The organism is Kitasatospora sp. NPDC032757, assembly GCF_055579305.1.
Genome location: NZ_JBVINN010000056.1, coordinates 34207 through 50746, shown reverse-complemented (window position 1 = coordinate 50746; position 16540 = coordinate 34207). Strand labels below are relative to the sequence as shown.

The following is a 16540-nucleotide window of genomic DNA, read 5'->3' as shown; positions in this document are numbered from 1 at the left end:
AAACCCCCCCCCTCCCCCTTTTTTGTTTTTCCACAAAAAGACCCCCCCCCCCTCCCCCTCTCCCCCCCCCCCCCTCCCCCCCCCCCCCCCCCCCCCCCCCCCCCAAAACCCCCCCCCCCCCCCCCCCCCGCCCGCGCGGGGCTCAGGCAGCCGGGACGGCGGCCAGCGCGGAGGTCAGCCGGCGCAGCGTCTCGGGGCGGCCGAGCAGCTCCATCGACTCGAACAGCGGCGGGGAGACCCGGCGGCCGGTGACGGCCACCCGCAGCGGCGTGAAGGCGAACTTGGGCTTGATGCCCAGGCCCTCCACCAGCGCCTCGCGCAGCGCGGCCTGGATCGGCTCCGGGGTGAAGTCCTCCAGCGCCTCCAGCGCCTTGATGCTGGCCTCCAGCACCGGGCGGGCGTCGGCGTTGAGCACCTTGGCCGCGTCGTCCGGGTCGAGCGTGAAGTCGGCCGGGTCGACGAAGAGGAAGCCGGCCATGTTCACGATCTCGCTCAGCACGACCATCCGCTCCTGGGTGAGCGGGGCCACCTTGGCCAGCAGCTCCAGCTGCTCGGCGGTCGGCTCGGCCGGCAGCAGGCCGGGGGCCTGCAGGTACGGCACCAGGCGCCGGACGAAGTCCTCCGGCGCCAGCTTGCGCAGGTGCTCGGCGTTGATGTGCTCGCACTTCTTGAGGTCGAAGCGGGCCGGGTTGGCGTTGACGTCGGCGATGTCGAACGCCGCGACCAGCTGCTCGACGCTGAAGATGTCGTCGTCCGCGGAGAGCGACCAGCCCAGCAGCGACAGGTAGTTGAGCAGGCCCTCGCGGATGAAGCCGCGCTCGCGGTACAGGTTGAGCGAGGCCTGCGGGTCGCGCTTGGAGAGCTTCTTGTTGCCCTCGCCCATCACGTACGGCAGGTGGCCGAAGCGCGGGGTGCTGCCGTCGCCGACACCGATCTCGGCGAGCGCCGCGTAGAGCGCGATCTGGCGCGGGGTCGAGGAGAGCAGGTCCTCGCCGCGGAGCACGTGGGTGATGCCCATCAGGGCGTCGTCCACCGGGTTGACCAGGGTGTACAGCGGCGCGCCGTTGGCCCGGACGATGCCGTAGTCGGGCACGTTCTCCGGCTCGAAGGTGAGCGTGCCGCGCACCAGGTCGTCGAACGAGATCGTGCGGTCGGGCATCCGGAACCGCAGGATCGGCTCGCGCTTCTCCAGCTTGTAGACGGCGATCTGGTCGTCCGTCAGCTCGCGGCAGTGGCCGTCGTAGCCGGAGGGCTTGCCGGCCGCGCGGGCGGCCTCGCGGCGGGCGTCCAGCTCCTCGGTGGAGCAGTAGCAGTGGTACGCGTGGCCGGCCTCGTGCAGGCGGCGGGCGACGTCTGCGTAGATGTCCATCCGCTGCGACTGGCGGTAGGGCTCGTGCGGGCCGCCGATCTCCGGGCCCTCGTCCCAGTCGAAGCCGAGCCAGCGCATGGCGTCGAGCAGCTGGTTGTACGACTCCTCGGAGTCGCGGGCGGAGTCGGTGTCCTCGATCCGGAAGACCATCGTGCCGCCGTTGTGGCGGGCGAAGGCCCAGTTGAAGAGGGCGGTGCGGACCAGGCCCACGTGCGGGTTCCCGGTCGGGGAGGGACAGAAGCGAACCCGAACGGACGGGTCAGTGTTAGCCACGCTTGATCACCTTGTTGGTGAGAGTGCCGATGCCTTCGATGGAGACGGCGACCTCGTCGCCGACGTTGAGCGGGCCCACCCCAGCGGGCGTGCCGGTGAGGATGACGTCGCCGGGCAGCAGCGTCATGGCCTCGGAGATGTGGACGATCAGCTCGGCGACCGAGCGGACCATCAGGGAGGTGCGGCCGGTCTGCCGCAGCTCGCCGTTGACCGTGCAGGTGACGGCCAGGTCGGCCGGGTCGAGGTCGGTCTCGATCCACGGGCCGAGCGGGCAGGCGGTGTCGAAGCCCTTGGCCCGGGCCCACTGGCCCTCGCGCTGCTGGATGTCGCGCGCGGTGACGTCGTTGGCGCAGGTGTAGCCGAGGATCACCTCGGGCACCCGGTCCAGCGGGACCTCGCGGCACATCCGGCCGATCACCACGGCCAGTTCGGCCTCGTGGTGGACGTCCGAGGAGAACGGCGGGTAGGCGATCGCCTCGGTCGGGCCGATCACCGAGGTGGACGGCTTGAAGAAGGTGAGCGGAACGTCCGGGACGGCATTGCCCAGCTCGGCCGCGTGGGCGGCGTAGTTGCGGCCGACCGCGACGATCTTATTGGGCAGCATCGGGCTGAGCAGCCGGACGTCCTGGAACCGGTAGCTCTCACCGGTGGGCTGGGGCTGCCCGAACGGGTGGCCGGCCAGGGCGTGGACGACCAGAGACTCGGGCTGGGCCGGGTCGCCCTCGACCACTCCGAAGGAGACGCTGCCGGCGGCAGGGCTCCCTTCCCGGACGGAAAACCTGGCAATGCGCACGGCTGGGCTACCCCTCGCTTCGTCGGCCGCCCGGGGCGCGCCCGGGCGCTGGTGGGCGCCGCGCCCTCGGGCCCGGCCCCGCTCAATCGTCGACCAGGCTATCGCGCGGGCCCCCCTCCGGCCGCTTTGCCCCTGTTCAGCGGGGTTGCGCCCGACCCGGGCGCGCGCCGGGTCCGGGACGGCCCGCCCCCGGGCGCCGGGCCGGAGCGGGCGGATCACGGCGAAGGGCGCCGGAGCCGCCCGGTGGGGGCGGTCCCGGCGCCCTTCACGGAGCGCGGGTGGCTCGGTCCTGCGGCGTCGCTCAGTCCTGCGGGACGGCGACCACGGGGGCGACCATCAGCTTGGTGCGGCGCGGGTTGGCGGTGTTGGCCGGCAGCTCGGTGGCGTAGGTCACCACGTCCTCGGACCTGCGGGCGCCCGGGATCTTGCTGAAGTCCTCGACCGAGGCCAGCGTCGTCCGGCGCGGGTTCGCCGTGGAACGGCTGGTGAGCGTGGGCTCGGTGGCGGCCTTGTTCGCCTGGGACATCGCGTCAGCACCTCTGGGTCGTGGACGGCGTCTCGGCATGAACCGGCGCCGGCCTGAGTGATTCGGGGAGATTCTGGGCAGGCTGATCGGGGCCGTGCTCCGGAAGCAGCCAGATTACGGATCTCATTCCACAGGCACCGTGACCAAAGCTACACATTGACCTGTGATTTTGATCACAAATTGAGGAGCAATTCTCCTATATCCGACATATCGCTGCATCAGGTTTTACCGGCATAGCGGATATATCGGGCATTCCGGAAGGTCCGCTCGTCCAGTTGATCTCGGGTCGGCTTGGCATGTATCCGGCGAGTGTCCGAAAAAGGCGGTATTCCGGTCCTGTTACCGCACAGTCAGTGAAATCGCGCGCGCGGTCCGTAGTGTCGCCCGGCGCGCCCTGGCGGCCCTTGTTGGGATTCCCCGGCTGTGCTGGAATGCCACGGACCGTGGGTAGGGAGTAGTCCACCCCCGGCGACCCGCTCTCCCGGACCGGCCGGGGTGCGGATGGAAACTCGACACCGTCCAGGCCGTGGCGACGCGGCGGGACGCCCGGTCCAGAGGTTGCGACGCCAGTGCAGGGACGTTTCAAAAGGGGTAGCGGCGCCGCGGGTGACCCGGAGTCGCGTGAGCCCGTGGCAGCCCCGCAGCAGGTGGCGGCGCCCGGCGGGCCGGCCGAGCCGGCGCCCGATGCGGGCGGCCGCCCGGAGGACGACGGCCAGCAGGACCGCAAGTCGGCCCGGGACAAACTCCGCAAGACCCTCACCCGGCGGCGCGCCACCGGTATGAGCCGGCTGGCGATGCGCAACTGGCGGATTCGTACCCGCCTGATCGCCCTGCTCACGCTGCCCGTGCTGGTCGCGCTCGTCCTCGGTGGCCTGCGCATCCAGACCTCGCTCGAGGCCTCGCAGCAGCTCGCCCAGATGGCGAACCTCTCCGACCTGGCCAAGAAGGCGACCAACCTCGCCGACGCGCTGCAGAACGAGCGGGACATCAGCGCCGGCCCGATCACCGCGGACCCGCAGAAGCCGCTCGACGACGACATCGTCAGCGCCCGCAAGATCACCGACGACCTGAACCGCACCTTCACCGCGTCCTCGGACAAGTTCGAGAACCTCGAACTCTCCGGCGGCAAGGCGCTGCTCTTCCAGATCCGCCGCGACCTGAACTCGATCTCGGACGCCCGCGGCAACCCGTACCAGAACAACCAGAACATCCAGGCCACGATCACCGCCTACGACGTGATCATCCGAGACCTGCTGTCGATCTCCCAGGACATCGCGCTCGCGTCCAACAACAAGGACCTGGTCCGCGCGACCCGCGCGCTGCAGCAGTTCTCGCTGGCCAAGAACGCCACCTCGCAGCAGCGCGCACTGATCGCCGCCGCGCTCGCCAACCCGAAGCCCGACCTCAGCCTGAGCGACGAGTCCTTCGGCATCCGCCTGCGCACGTCCTACGACAACGCGCTCACCAGCTTCAACAACATCTACACCTCGCACGACCTGGACAACCTGCGCGGGCAGCTCAGCTACAACTCGGTGGTCGCCGACGCCGACCGCTACGCGCGCTCGATCCTCCAGCAGAGCGGTATCCACCAGACCGAGCCGGTCAGCTACAAGGACTGGTACGAGAAGATCAGCGCCAAGATCACGGCCGAGCGCCGGATCGAGGGCAAGCTGATCGAGGACCTCGACGGCAAGGCCCAGGACCTGCAGTCCCAGGCCGACACCGAGGCCCTGGTCATCGGTGCCGCCGTCGCGCTGGTGCTGCTCTTCGCCCTCGGCGGCGCCGCCGTCATCGCCCGCTCGATGGTGCGCTCGCTGACCCGTCTGCAGGCCGCGGCCGAGGACGTCGCCGAGCGGCGGCTGCCCGAGCTCGTCAAGACGCTCTCGGAGAGCGACCCGCACGACGTCGACGTCACCGTCGAGCCCGTCGCCGTCGACTCCACCGACGAGATCGGCCACGTGGCGCACGCCTTCGACATGGTGCACAGCGAGGCCGTCCGCCTCGCCGCCGAGCAGGCCCTCCTCCGCGGCAACATCAACGCGATGTTCACCAACCTCTCGCGCCGCAGCCAGGGCCTCATCCAGCGCCAGCTGTCGCTCATCTCCGAGCTGGAGAGCCGCGAGGCCGACCCGGACCAGCTGGCCAACCTCTTCAAGCTGGACCACCTCGCGACCCGTATGCGCCGCAACGGCGAAAACCTCCTCGTCCTCGCCGGTGAGGACCCGGGCCGCCGCTGGACCCGCCCCGTCCCGCTGGTCGACGTGCTCCGCGCCGCCGCCTCCGAGGTGGAGCAGTACGAGCGCATCGAGCTCGCCTCGGTGCCGTCGGCCGAGGTCGCCGGCCGCGTCGTCAACGACCTCGTCCACCTGCTCGCCGAGCTGCTGGAGAACGCCACCTCGTTCTCCAGCCCGCAGACCCGCGTCCGGGTCACCGGCCACGCCCTGCCGGACGGCCGGGTGCTGGTCGAGATCCACGACACCGGTATCGGCCTCAGCCCCGACGACCTCGCCGACATCAACGAACGTCTCGCCAACCCGCCGACGGTGGACGTCTCGGTCTCCCGCCGCATGGGCCTCTTCGTGGTCGGCCGCCTGTCCCTGCGACACGGCATCCGCATCCAGCTGCGCCCCAGCGACTCCGGCGGCACCACCGCGCTGGTCATGCTCCCGGTGGACGTCACCAACTCGGCCGACCGCCGCGGCGCCGGCCGTCCCGGCCCGGCGCAGGCCAAGCAGCAGCGCGGGGTCGCCCCGACGCCGCGCCAGCAGCGTCAGGTGCCCGGCGGCCCGGCCGCCGGCCTCGGTGGCGGCCCGGCCGCGCTCGGCCAGGGTCCGGCGGGCGGTGCCCCGCAGGGCCGTCCGCAGCTCGGCCAGGGCGGTCCCGGCGGCCAGGGTGGCCAGGGCGGTCCCGGCGCGCCGGGCGGCCAGGGCGGGCGGGCCGGGGCCGGCCTGCCGACCCGCCAGGTCGGCCAGTCGCTGCGCGAGACCCCGCAGCAGGGGCGGCCGGGCCAGCAGGGCCAGCCCGCGCAGCAGAACCCGCAGGCACAGCAGAACCAGCAGGGCGGCCTCCCGCAGCGCGGCCCGGGCCGGCAGGGCCCGTCGCAGGGCGGCCCCGGCGGCCTGCCCCGCCGCGGCCAGCAGCAGCCCGGCGCGCCGCAGCCCGGTCCGGGCCGGCCCGCCGACGGCCGTCGCCCCGGCCAGGAGCGGCCGCGCCCCGGCGGCGGGTCCGACGGTGGTCCGGGTGCCCGGACCGGCGAGCAGCCTCAGCACGGCTGGGCCGACCAGTCCGGCCGTCCGGGTGCGCCGCAGGGCGCCCGCCCGGGCCGGCCGCAGGAGGGCCTGCCGCAGCGCCGCCAGCCCGGCCAGGCCCCGCAGGGCCCGGGCGGCCAGGGCCCGCAGGGTCCGCGCCGCCCGCAGCGCCCCGGTCCGGACGGGCCGCAGCAGGGCCGGCAGCCGCAGCTTCCGCCGCAGCAGGCCCAGCCCCAGCAGGCCCAGCAGCAGCAGGCCCAGCAGCAGCAGATCCAGCCGCAGCCCCAGCCGCTGCCGTCGGCCGAGCCCTCGCCGATGGAGAGCACCGCGCAGTTCGCCAGGCCCCGCTTCGAGGCCAGCGAGATCGACCCGCGTGACCCGCTGGGCCTCGGTCTGGTCGAGCCGGTACTGCCGAACGTGCCGAACCCGGCCACCCGTCCGGAGCAGGTCCGGCAGGAGCAGGTCCGCCAGGAACCCGCCCGCCAGGAGGCCTTCCGGCAGGAGCCGATGGCGCTGCCGACCGGTCCGTCCCAGGGCGGTGCGCCGGGCTTCGAGCCGGCGGAGCAGGCCTGGTACGCCGAGAACGGCCAGCAGGCCCGGCCGCAGCAGTACCAGCCGCGCCGGCCCGGGACCACCGCGCCCGGTGTCCAGGAGCAGGCACCGCAGGCCCGCCCGCAGCAGGCGCCGCAGGCCCCCCGGGGCCAGGCCCAGCCGCAGCAGGCCCCGCAGCCCGGCCAGGGCGGTCACCCCGGCCAGCCCGGCGAGGGCGACGCCCCGTGGCGCCCGTCCGCCAACGACGAGCGCTGGCGCCGGGCCGAGCAGGTCCGCGAGCCCTCGACCAACGGAGTCACCATGTCCGGCCTCCCCCGGCGGACCCCGCAGGCCAACCTGGTCTCCGGTACCGCAGAAGCGTCCCCGCTGACCGGTCCTCAGGTCTCCCGTGCCCCCGAGGAGGTGCGCGGCCGGCTGACCAACCTGCGCCGCGGCATCCAGCAGGGTCGCCGGGTCGGCGCCGAGCAGGCGTCCGGCCCGGGCAACCAGGGCGGCCAGGGCAACCAGCACGGCCAGCATGGTGCCCAGCAGCCCGGGTTCGATAGTTTCGGGGGCCGCACCGACGGCAACGGCGCAGATCATCAGGAGCGTTGAGTTGAATCAGATGAGCCAGGCCGCACAGAACCTGAACTGGCTGATCACCAATTTCGTGGACAACACCCCCGGGGTGTCGCACACGGTGGTGGTCTCCGCGGACGGCCTCCTGCTGTGCATGTCCGAAGGTTTCCCCCGCGACCGCGCCGACCAGCTCGCCGCCGTCGCCTCCGGCCTCACCTCCCTCACCTCCGGCGCCAGCCGGATCTTCGAGGGCGGCGAGGTCAACCAGACCGTCGTCGAGATGGAGCGCGGCTTCCTCTTCCTGATGGCCATCAGCGACGGCTCCGCCCTCGCCGTACTGGCATCCCCGGACTCCGACATCGGTCTGGTCGGCTACGAAATGGCCCTCCTCGTCGACCGCGCCGGCGCCGTCCTCACACCCGCACTCCGCGCAGAACTCCAGGGCAGTCTCCTGCACTGAGTGCCCTGAGCGGCCGACCCATCCGTCCCACCTCCCCGCCGGGTCTGACCCGACCAGGCCCGGCGCCTCACCCTCAGCTACCCTCAGGCAGCTGATTTCGCCTCAGCTGGCATCGCCCCAGCTGGAACCGGCTGCCCAAGGCTGCAGCACAAGGAGGACCCATGACCCCGCCTTCGACACCCGCCGGCTCGTACGGCAGCGGGTACGGCAGCGGCTACGGCGGGCAGCAGTCCGACGGCTACGAGCAGCAGCCGCTGGTCCGCCCGTATGCGATGACCGGAGGCCGTACCCGGCCCCGGTACCAGCTCGCCATCGAGGCGCTGATCTCGACCACCGGCTCCGCCGAGCGGACCGGCGGCCTGCTGCCCGAGCATGCCCGGATCGTGAACCTCTGCCGTGAGGTCAAGTCCATCGCGGAGATCTCCGCACTGGCCGGCGTGCCGCTCGGTGTCGCCCGCATCCTCGTGGCCGACCTGGCCGAGGCCGGCCTCGTCGCCATCCACCAGCCCGCCGCCGCGGGCGAGTCGGGCGGAACGCCCGATGTCACGCTGCTCGAAAGGGTCCTCAGTGGACTTCGCAAGCTCTAACGGAGCCACCCGCGCCACGACCTCGGCGAAGATCGTCGTCGCAGGCGGTTTCGGTGTCGGCAAGACCACGCTCGTCGGCGCCGTCTCCGAGATCAACCCGCTGCGCACCGAAGCCGTCATGACCTCCGCGTCCGCCGGCATCGACGACATCAGCCACGTCTCCGGCAAGACGACCACCACCGTCGCCATGGACTTCGGCCGCATCACCCTCGACGAAGACCTGATCCTGTACCTGTTCGGCACCCCCGGACAGGACCGCTTCTGGTTCATGTGGGACGACCTCGTCCGCGGCGCCATCGGCGCCGTCGTCCTCGTCGACACCCGACGCCTCGCCGACTGCTTCCCCGCCCTCGACTACTTCGAGAACAGCGGACTGCCCTTCGTCGTCGCCCTCAACGGCTTCGACGGACACCAGCCCCACACCGCCGACGAGGTCCGCGAGGCCCTCCAGCTCGGACCCGACACCCCCGTCGTCACCCTCGACGCCCGACGGCGCGACAGCGCCAAGAGCGCCCTCATCACCCTCGTCGAACACGCCCTCCTCGCCCGCCTCCGCTGAGCGCGGCCCGCAGGCCGGCAGCCCCGGTGTCCCGCCAGCCCGGCGGGGCACCGGGGCACCTGCGCATGCGGGGGGTGTCGTCCGAGCGGCCCGCGCAAGACCCCTGCATAAGCAGCGGATAACAGTTCGGTAGGCATTTTGTGATCAACAGTGACTCTGCGTAGCGCATCAGCGCCACTCAGCGCCAGAAGACCACAGTTTTGCGCCATCATGTCGGCGAATGTCCTAAATGTTCCGCAGCGGGGCGCCCTCAGTGGCTGTTTGTCCCCCATCCCTGCACGTGCTGAAATTCCAGCTACCCCTAAATCCCGTACGGCAGTCCCACCCGGCAGCGGGCAGCTGCCAGGGGTAGCGCTGGATTGATCCATGGCCGCCAATCGGCCGAGAGGTTGTTGTCGAGTGAGGCGTAAGCAGCAAGTCGCCCCGCAGCGGCGCTCCGAGCCCCGCCAGAGCGAGCCGAACGGTAACGCAACGGACCAGGCCGGATTCTCCGCGTTCACGCCGGGCCAGGAGCGCCCGCCGGCCGCCAGGCCGCAGCCGCCGGCCCCCTCCGCGGAGCGCCGCAGCGGCGGCTCCGCGGACGAGGGCGACGGTGGCAAGGGCGGAAGCCGGTACGAGTTCCTCCGGCCCCGCAACTGGCGTGTGCCGGCCCGTCTGATCGCGATCCTGATGATCCCCGTGATCATCGGACTGGTCTTCGGCGGCCTGCGCGTCAACACCTCGGTCGACGGCTACGTCAAGGCCTCGCGCGCCGAGAAGGCCTCGCGTCTGGCCAAGGCGGCCACCGAGCTCGCCGAGGCGCTGGAGAACGAGCGCGACAAGACGATCAGCCCCATCCTGACCGGCCAGGACCCGAACGGCGACGTCGTCAAGACCCGTGCGACCACGGACGCCGCGCTCAAGGCCTACAACGCGGCCTACGACGCCACCGACAAGTCCGGTGAGCTCCCCCACCGCCACGCGTCCTTCCAGAGCCTCGTGGTCTTCCTGCCGCACCTGCGCGACAACGCCTACAAGCCGGAGCTGTTCGCCACCGCGACCCAGGCCGCCTACTCGACGATGGTCGCGCCGCTGCTGGCCTACGACAACTCGGTCGGCCTCGGCAGCACCAACATCACCAGCAAGGGCCGCGCGATCTACGCCATGTCGCTGGCCAAGGCCTCGGCCTCGACCCAGCGCGCCCTGATGCTCCAGCTGCTGGTCGGCATATCCGCGCAGTCCACGACCCGGTACGAGAACGTCGACCTGATCCAGCAGCTCCTGGTCTCCCAGAAGCTGGAGCAGGTGTCGATTTCCGAGTTCAACACCGGCAGCTCCCCCGAGGACGCCAAGCGGTACTCCGACGCCCAGGTCGCCCAGGCCACCGCCGACCAGCGGTCCGCGGTCCGCATGCCGAACGGCAGCGTGCCCACCATGACGGGCCTGATGGCCCTCGGTGCCGCGTACAGCCAGGCCGCCGCGGAGGGCCAGTCCAAGGGCAAGGCCGCCGCCGACGCCGCCTTCAACGAGGCGAAGAACTCCGGCCTGACCAAGGAGAACTGGGAACAGGCCGCCAACACCCACATCGCCACCCTGCGCGCCACCGAGGTCGCGCTGCTGGACGACGTCCTCAACGACGCCGCGGACCTGCGGGACAACGCGCTCTACGACGCCATCCTCAACTCGGCGATCGTGCTCGCCGCACTGGTCCTCGCCGGTGTCCTCACCGGCTACGTGGCCCGCTCGATGATTCTCGGCATGCGCACCCTGCGCAACGCCGCCCTGGAGATCGCCGACCACCGCCTGCCGGAGCTGGTCGAGAAGCTGTCCAAGACCGACCCCGAGCGGGTCGACACCTCGGTCATCCCGATCCCCCTGCACGGCAAGGACGAGATCGGCGAGGTCGCCCGGGCCTTCGACCAGGTCCACCGGCAGGCGGTCGAGCTGGCCGCCGAGCAGGCCCTGCTGCGAGGGAACGTCAACGCGATCTTCACCAACCTGTCGCGCCGCAGCCAGGGCCTCATCCAGCGCCAGCTGGCGCTGATCACGGACCTGGAGAACAACGAGGCCGACCCGGACCAGCTGGAGAACCTCTTCAAGCTGGACCACCTCGCGACCCGTATGCGCCGCAACGGTGAGAACCTGCTCGTCCTCGCGGGCGAGGAGGCCGGCCGCCGCTGGAACACCCCGGTCCCGCTGGTCGACGTGCTCCGCGCCGCCGCCTCCGAGGTGGAGCAGTACGAGCGCGTCGAGCTCGCCGGCATCCCCGAGGCCGAGGTCGTCGGCGCGGCCGTGACCGACCTCGTCCACCTCCTCGCCGAGCTGCTGGAGAACGCCACCTCGTTCTCCAGCCCGCAGACCCGGGTGCTGGTCAACGCGACCCGCCTGCCGGACGGCCGGGTGCTGGTCGAGATCCACGACAAGGGCATCGGCCTCACCGCCGAGGACTTCGCCGAGATCAACGAGAAGCTCGCCGAGCCGCCCACGGTCGACGCCACCATCTCCCGCCGCATGGGCCTCTTCGTGGTCGGCCGGCTCTCCCAGCGGCACGACGTCCGCGTCCAGCTCCGCCCCTCGGGCGAGTCCGCGGGCACCACCTCGCTGGTCATGCTGCCGCCGTTCCTGACCCAGATGGGCGCGGCGCCGGAGCCGGAGGAGCAGTTCACCGTCTCCCGGATCTTCGCCGACCAGGAGCCCGCCCAGGCCGACTGGGCCCCCGCGGCCCAGAATCAGCCGCGCAGCGCCGCCGAACTGGGCTTCGACGACCACCTGACCGGCAACGGCAGCGCCGGCTCCAGCGGGTTCAGCCCGGCCCTGGAGGCCGTCCAGCGCTCGCAGCGGCTCGACCAGGTCCGCCGCGCCGCCCTGGAGGCCGGCCCGGAGACCGCGCAGATGCCGCCGGTGGTCGACGCCGAGGTCGAGGAGGAGTACCCGGCGTACGGCCGGCGCAACGACGAGACCTACGCCCAGGACGACCAGTACGGGCAGCAGGGCTACGAGCAGTCCGGCTACGCCGACGAGCAGTACGGGTACGGCCAGGACGAGTACGCCGCGAACGGCTACGGGCAGGACGGGTACGGCCCGGACGCCTACGGCCGGCTCCCGCAGCAGGGCTACGCCGACGACCAGTACGGCCAGAACCAGGGCCGGAACCAGGGCCAGGACGACCAGTACGGTCAGTACCAGGACTACCAGGGCTACAACGACGGCTACGCCGACGAGCAGTACGGCCACCAGGCCGAGGAGGCCCCGGCCGGCCACCCGTACAGCCCGGAGACCCCGGCGCTGCCCGCGGCCGAGCCGTCCACCACCCTGCCGTCCGGCCTCCCGCAGCGCCGCCCCGGCCAGCAGCTCGCGAGCGGCGGCCCCGGTGCCGCTCCGCACCAGGGCGGCCAGGACACCGGCGAGACCCCGAACTGGTTCGCCGGCGCCAAGGACACCTCGGCGCCGACCGAACCGCGCGGACACGAGGTGTCCGCGCTGGGCGGGTACGGTCCCACCGGACCGACCGGCCCGACCAGCGCCGCCTGGCAGTCGCCCAACGACGGCTCCTGGCAGCGTGCCGAGCAGCTCCGCGAGCCCGCCTCCGGTGGCACGACCCCGGCGGGCCTGCCCCGCCGGGTGCCCAAGCAGAACCTGGTGGCAGGCAACGCCAAGCCCACTCCGCAGGACGGGCCGCAGGTCTCCCGCAGCCCCGAGGAGGTCCGTGGACGCCTCACGAACCTGCGCCGCGGTGTGGAGCAAGGCCGCAGCGCCGGCAACACCGGAAGCTTCCGGATCGACCCCGATCAGGTAGACCCGTCCGGCAACGGACAGCAGAACCGCAGCACCGATCTCTTCGGCGGCTCGAACCACCAGGAGCGTTGAGTTGAGTCAGATGAGCCAGGCCGCACAGAACCTGAACTGGCTGATCACCAATTTCGTGGACAACACCCCTGGGGTGTCGCACACGGTGGTGGTCTCCGCGGACGGCCTCCTGCTGTGCATGTCCGAAGGTTTCCCCCGCGACCGCGCCGACCAGCTCGCCGCCGTCGCCTCCGGCCTCACCTCCCTCACCTCCGGCGCCAGCCGGATCTTCGAGGGCGGCGAGGTCAACCAGACCGTCGTCGAGATGGAGCGCGGCTTCCTCTTCCTGATGGCCATCAGCGACGGCTCCGCCCTCGCCGTGCTCGCCTCGCCGGACTCCGACATCGGTCTGGTCGGCTACGAAATGGCCCTCCTCGTCGACCGCGCCGGCGCCGTCCTCACACCCGCGCTTCGCGCAGAACTCCAGGGCAGTCTCCTGCACTGACGGTTCGTCGGATACCGTCCTGGTATTCGAAGCACCTCCACGGCCGTCCCGGGCCCGCTTCGGCGGGCTCGGGTTCGGACGTTGTACGGCTTCGCACCACCGGCTGGGGACCTGTGCCCGAGCTCGCACCGCACCGCCGCACCTTGTGAGGAGAGGAACCGTGACACCGCCCGACGACCGCAGCGGCCAGTACGGCGTTCCGTACCCTGGCACAGGCCATGACGCTTTCGGAGCCCCCGGCGTCGTCGGCCACGGTCAGCAGTACGGCCAGCAGTACGGACAGCAGCAGTACGGCCAGCAGCAGCACCAGTACGGTCAGGCCCAGGAGCAGTACGGCCAGTACGCCCAGCCGCAGCCCTCCTACGACTCGCCACCGGCCGGCTTCCCGGCCCAGGACGGCCACCTGCCCGGCCGGCACGCCGGCCACGCCGCCCCCGGCCAGAGCCCCGACCCCGGCTACGCGCCGGCCGAGGAGCCCGGGTACGCCGAGGAGTACGAGGACGACCACGACTCGGGCCCGCTGATCCGGCCGTTCGCGATGACCGGCGGGCGGACCCGCCCGCGCTACGAACTGGCGCTGGAGGCGCTCGTCTCCGCCAGCGTCGACCCGCAGCGCCTGGCCACCCTGCTCCCCGAGCACCAGCGGATCTGCACCCTCTGCACCGAGGTGAAGTCCGTCGCCGAGGTCTCGGCGCTGCTCTCCCTTCCCCTGGGGGTGGCCCGCATCCTCGTGGCCGACCTGGCCGAAGCCGGCCTGGTCGCCATCCACCAGCCCGCTTCCGGCGGCGAATCCGGAAACCAGCCCGACGTCACGCTGCTCGAAAGGGTCCTCAGTGGACTTCGCAAGCTCTAACGCGGCCGCCCCCACCCGCGCCACCACCTCGGCGAAGATCGTCGTCGCAGGCGGTTTCGGTGTCGGCAAGACCACGCTCGTCGGCGCCGTCTCCGAGATCAACCCGCTGCGCACCGAAGCCGTCATGACCTCCGCGTCCGCCGGCATCGACGACATCAGCCACGTCTCCGGCAAGACGACCACCACCGTCGCCATGGACTTCGGCCGCATCACCCTCGACGAAGACCTGATCCTGTATCTGTTCGGCACCCCCGGACAGGACCGCTTCTGGTTCATGTGGGACGACCTCGTCCGCGGCGCCATCGGCGCCGTCGTCCTCGTCGACACCCGACGCCTCGCCGACTGCTTCCCCGCCCTCGACTACTTCGAGAACAGCGGACTCCCCTTCGTCGTCGCCCTCAACGGCTTCGACGGACACCAGCCCCACACCGGCGACGAGGTCCGTGAGGCCCTCCAGCTCGGACCCGACACCCCCGTCGTCACCCTGGACGCCCGACGGCGCGACAGCGCCAAGAGCGCCCTCATCACCCTCGTCGAACACGCCCTCCTCGCCCGCCTGCGGTAGGCCCTGGGCGGGCCGTAACACGGGACGATGCGGCCCACGGACCCTGGGGGAGTCCGTGGGCCGTGCACGTGCGCCCGCTGCCGCGTGCAGCCCGCTACTCGGTGGGCTCCAGGCCCGCGCGGATCAGACCGTAGGTGTACGCGTCCTCCAGGGCCAGCCAGGAGGCGGCGACCACGTTGTCGGCCACCCCGACGGTGGACCAGCTGGCGGTGCCGTCGGTGGACTCGATCAGCACCCGGGTCTTGGAACCGGTGCCGTGCTGGCCCTCCAGGATGCGGACCTTGTAGTCCACCAGCTCCAGCTTGGCCAGCTGCGGGTAGATCCGCTCCAGCGCGGTGCGCAGCGCCTTGTCCAGCGCGTCGACCGGGCCGTTGCCCTCGCCGGTGGCGATCCGGCGCTCGCCCTTGGCCCAGAGCTTGACGGTCGCCTCGTTGCCCGCAAATCCGTTCGGGCCCTGCTCGCTGATGGTCCGCCAGGACTCCAGGCTGTAGAAGCGCTCGCGGCTGCCGCGGACCTCGTCGCGGAGCAGCAGCTCGAAGGAGGCGTCGGCGGACTCGTAGGTGTAGCCGAGGTTCTCCTGCTCCTTGACCCTGGCGACCACCCGGCCGGCGAGGTCCCGGTCGGTGGAGAGGTCGTAGCCCAGCTCCTTGCCCTTCAGCTCGACCGAGGCGCGGCCCGCCATGTCGGAGACCAGCATCCGCATGGTGTTGCCGACCGTCTCCGGGTCGATGTGCTGGTAGAGGTCCGGATCGACCTTGATCGCGGAGGCGTGCAGGCCGGCCTTGTGGGCGAAGGCGGAGAAGCCGACGTACGGCTGGTGGGTGGAGGGGGTCAGGTTGACCACCTCGGCGATGGCGTGCGAGATCCGGGTCATCTCGGCCAGGCTGCCGGCCGGCAGCACCCGGCGGTCGTACTTGATCTCCAGCGCGCCGACCACCGGGAACAGGTTGGCGTTGCCGACCCGCTCGCCGTAGCCGTTGGCGGTGCACTGGACGTGGGTGGCGCCGGCGTCCACCGCGGCCAGGGTGTTGGCCACCGCGCAGCCGGTGTCGTCCTGGGCGTGGATGCCGAGCCGGGCCCCGGTCGCGGCGAGGACGTCGGCGACGATGTCGCGGACACCGGCCGGGAGCATCCCGCCGTTGGTGTCGCAGAGCACCACCACATCGGCGCCGGCCTCGTGGGCGGCACGGACCACCGCGAGGGCGTACGCGCGGTTGGCCTTGTAGCCGTCGAAGAAGTGCTCGCAGTCGATGAAGACCCGCCGGCCCTGGGAGCGCAGGTGGGCCACGCTGTCCCGGATCATCTCCAGGTTCTCGTCCAGGGTGGTGCGCAGCGCCAGTTCGACGTGCCGGTCGTGCGCCTTGGCGACCAGGGTGACGACCGGCGCGCCCGAGGTGACCAGGGCGGCCAGCTGCGGGTCCTCGGCCGCCTTGCCGCCGGCCCGGCGGGTGGCGCCGAACGCGACCAGCTGGGCGTTGCGGAGGTCCAGTTCGGCGGCGGCCCGGGCGAAGAACTCGGTGTCGCGCGGGTTGGCGCCCGGCCAGCCGCCCTCGATGAAGCCGACGCCGAACTCGTCCAGGTGCCGGGCGATGGCCAGCTTGTCGGCCACCGTGAGGTTGATGCCCTCCCGCTGCGCACCGTCGCGCAGGGTGGTGTCGAAGACGTGGAAGCTGTCGTCGGTACGACTGGCCTCGGCCATGGGGACTCCTTGTATCGAGTCGGTAGTGCTCTGCCGGTTTCGGGGACCCGGCTCCACTGTCCAGCATCCCGCGCGCACCCGGTGTCCCTCGGCCCCTTGTGGGGGCTCCGGCCGGTCCGGGGCACTGTGCCGATTGGGGCTGAGCCCAAAAAGCGAAAAGACCCCTCGCGGGTGCGAGAGGTCTGCGCGCGGGTCTGGACGCTGGTGGTCGCTCCGCATCGGGGTACT

The 16540-nt window shown here is 71.8% G+C and carries 12 protein-coding genes; 8 read left to right on the top strand and 4 right to left on the bottom strand.

The window, feature by feature from the left end; all coding sequences use genetic code 11:
- Positions 1-142: 142 nt before the first annotated feature.
- The 3 genes from gltX to ACZ5WK_RS36920 all read right to left on the bottom strand — a co-directional run bounded on the left by gltX (position 143) and on the right by ACZ5WK_RS36920 (position 2961).
- Positions 143-1642, bottom strand: a complete 1500-nt coding sequence (gene gltX / locus ACZ5WK_RS36930) for a glutamate--tRNA ligase (RefSeq protein ID WP_465554396.1) — start codon at positions 1640-1642, stop codon at positions 143-145.
- The gene (locus ACZ5WK_RS36925) at positions 1635-2435 is read right to left on the bottom strand and encodes a fumarylacetoacetate hydrolase family protein (RefSeq protein WP_465554394.1); all 801 of its coding nucleotides are present in this window, start codon (positions 2433-2435) and stop codon (positions 1635-1637) included. Before ACZ5WK_RS36925 ends, gltX begins: the two co-directional genes overlap by 8 nt.
- A gap of 301 nt (positions 2436-2736) precedes the next feature.
- The gene (locus tag ACZ5WK_RS36920; RefSeq protein ID WP_465554392.1) at positions 2737-2961 is read right to left on the bottom strand and encodes a hypothetical protein; all 225 of its coding nucleotides are present in this window, start codon (positions 2959-2961) and stop codon (positions 2737-2739) included.
- 629 nt (positions 2962-3590) lie between these two features.
- Here ACZ5WK_RS36920 and ACZ5WK_RS36915 point away from each other — a divergent pair.
- From ACZ5WK_RS36915 to ACZ5WK_RS36880, 8 genes are all read left to right on the top strand, one after another.
- The gene (locus tag ACZ5WK_RS36915) at positions 3591-7355 is read left to right on the top strand and encodes a nitrate- and nitrite sensing domain-containing protein (protein WP_465554390.1); all 3765 of its coding nucleotides are present in this window, start codon (positions 3591-3593) and stop codon (positions 7353-7355) included.
- Between the two features lie 10 nt (positions 7356-7365).
- A complete protein-coding gene (locus tag ACZ5WK_RS36910) occupies positions 7366-7779 on the top strand; it encodes a roadblock/LC7 domain-containing protein (RefSeq protein WP_097236138.1) in 414 nt (137 codons plus the stop codon).
- Positions 7780-7940: 161 nt separating this feature from the next.
- Positions 7941-8366, top strand: coding sequence for a DUF742 domain-containing protein (locus tag ACZ5WK_RS36905; RefSeq protein ID WP_360510186.1), 426 nt, complete (start codon positions 7941-7943; stop codon positions 8364-8366).
- Positions 8347-8925 (top strand): GTP-binding protein, encoded by a 579-nt coding sequence (locus ACZ5WK_RS36900; RefSeq protein WP_148642811.1) that lies wholly within the window; start codon positions 8347-8349, stop codon positions 8923-8925. Before ACZ5WK_RS36905 ends, ACZ5WK_RS36900 begins: the two co-directional genes overlap by 20 nt.
- A gap of 399 nt (positions 8926-9324) precedes the next feature.
- The gene (locus ACZ5WK_RS36895) at positions 9325-12771 is read left to right on the top strand and encodes a sensor histidine kinase (protein ID WP_465554387.1); all 3447 of its coding nucleotides are present in this window, start codon (positions 9325-9327) and stop codon (positions 12769-12771) included.
- 10 nt (positions 12772-12781) lie between these two features.
- Positions 12782-13195, top strand: a complete 414-nt coding sequence (locus ACZ5WK_RS36890) for a roadblock/LC7 domain-containing protein (RefSeq protein ID WP_097236138.1) — start codon at positions 12782-12784, stop codon at positions 13193-13195.
- Positions 13196-13355: 160 nt separating this feature from the next.
- A complete protein-coding gene (locus tag ACZ5WK_RS36885; RefSeq protein ID WP_396326153.1) occupies positions 13356-14048 on the top strand; it encodes a DUF742 domain-containing protein in 693 nt (230 codons plus the stop codon).
- The gene (locus ACZ5WK_RS36880; protein WP_465554384.1) at positions 14029-14613 is read left to right on the top strand and encodes a GTP-binding protein; all 585 of its coding nucleotides are present in this window, start codon (positions 14029-14031) and stop codon (positions 14611-14613) included. The genes ACZ5WK_RS36885 and ACZ5WK_RS36880 overlap by 20 nt, the downstream gene beginning before the upstream one ends.
- Positions 14614-14707: 94 nt before the next feature.
- On the opposite strand, the gene cimA is transcribed toward ACZ5WK_RS36880, so the two are convergent.
- Complete coding sequence (gene cimA / locus ACZ5WK_RS36875; protein WP_465554382.1) at positions 14708-16312, bottom strand: citramalate synthase; 1605 nt, start codon at positions 16310-16312, stop codon at positions 14708-14710.
- Positions 16313-16540 lie beyond the last annotated feature (228 nt).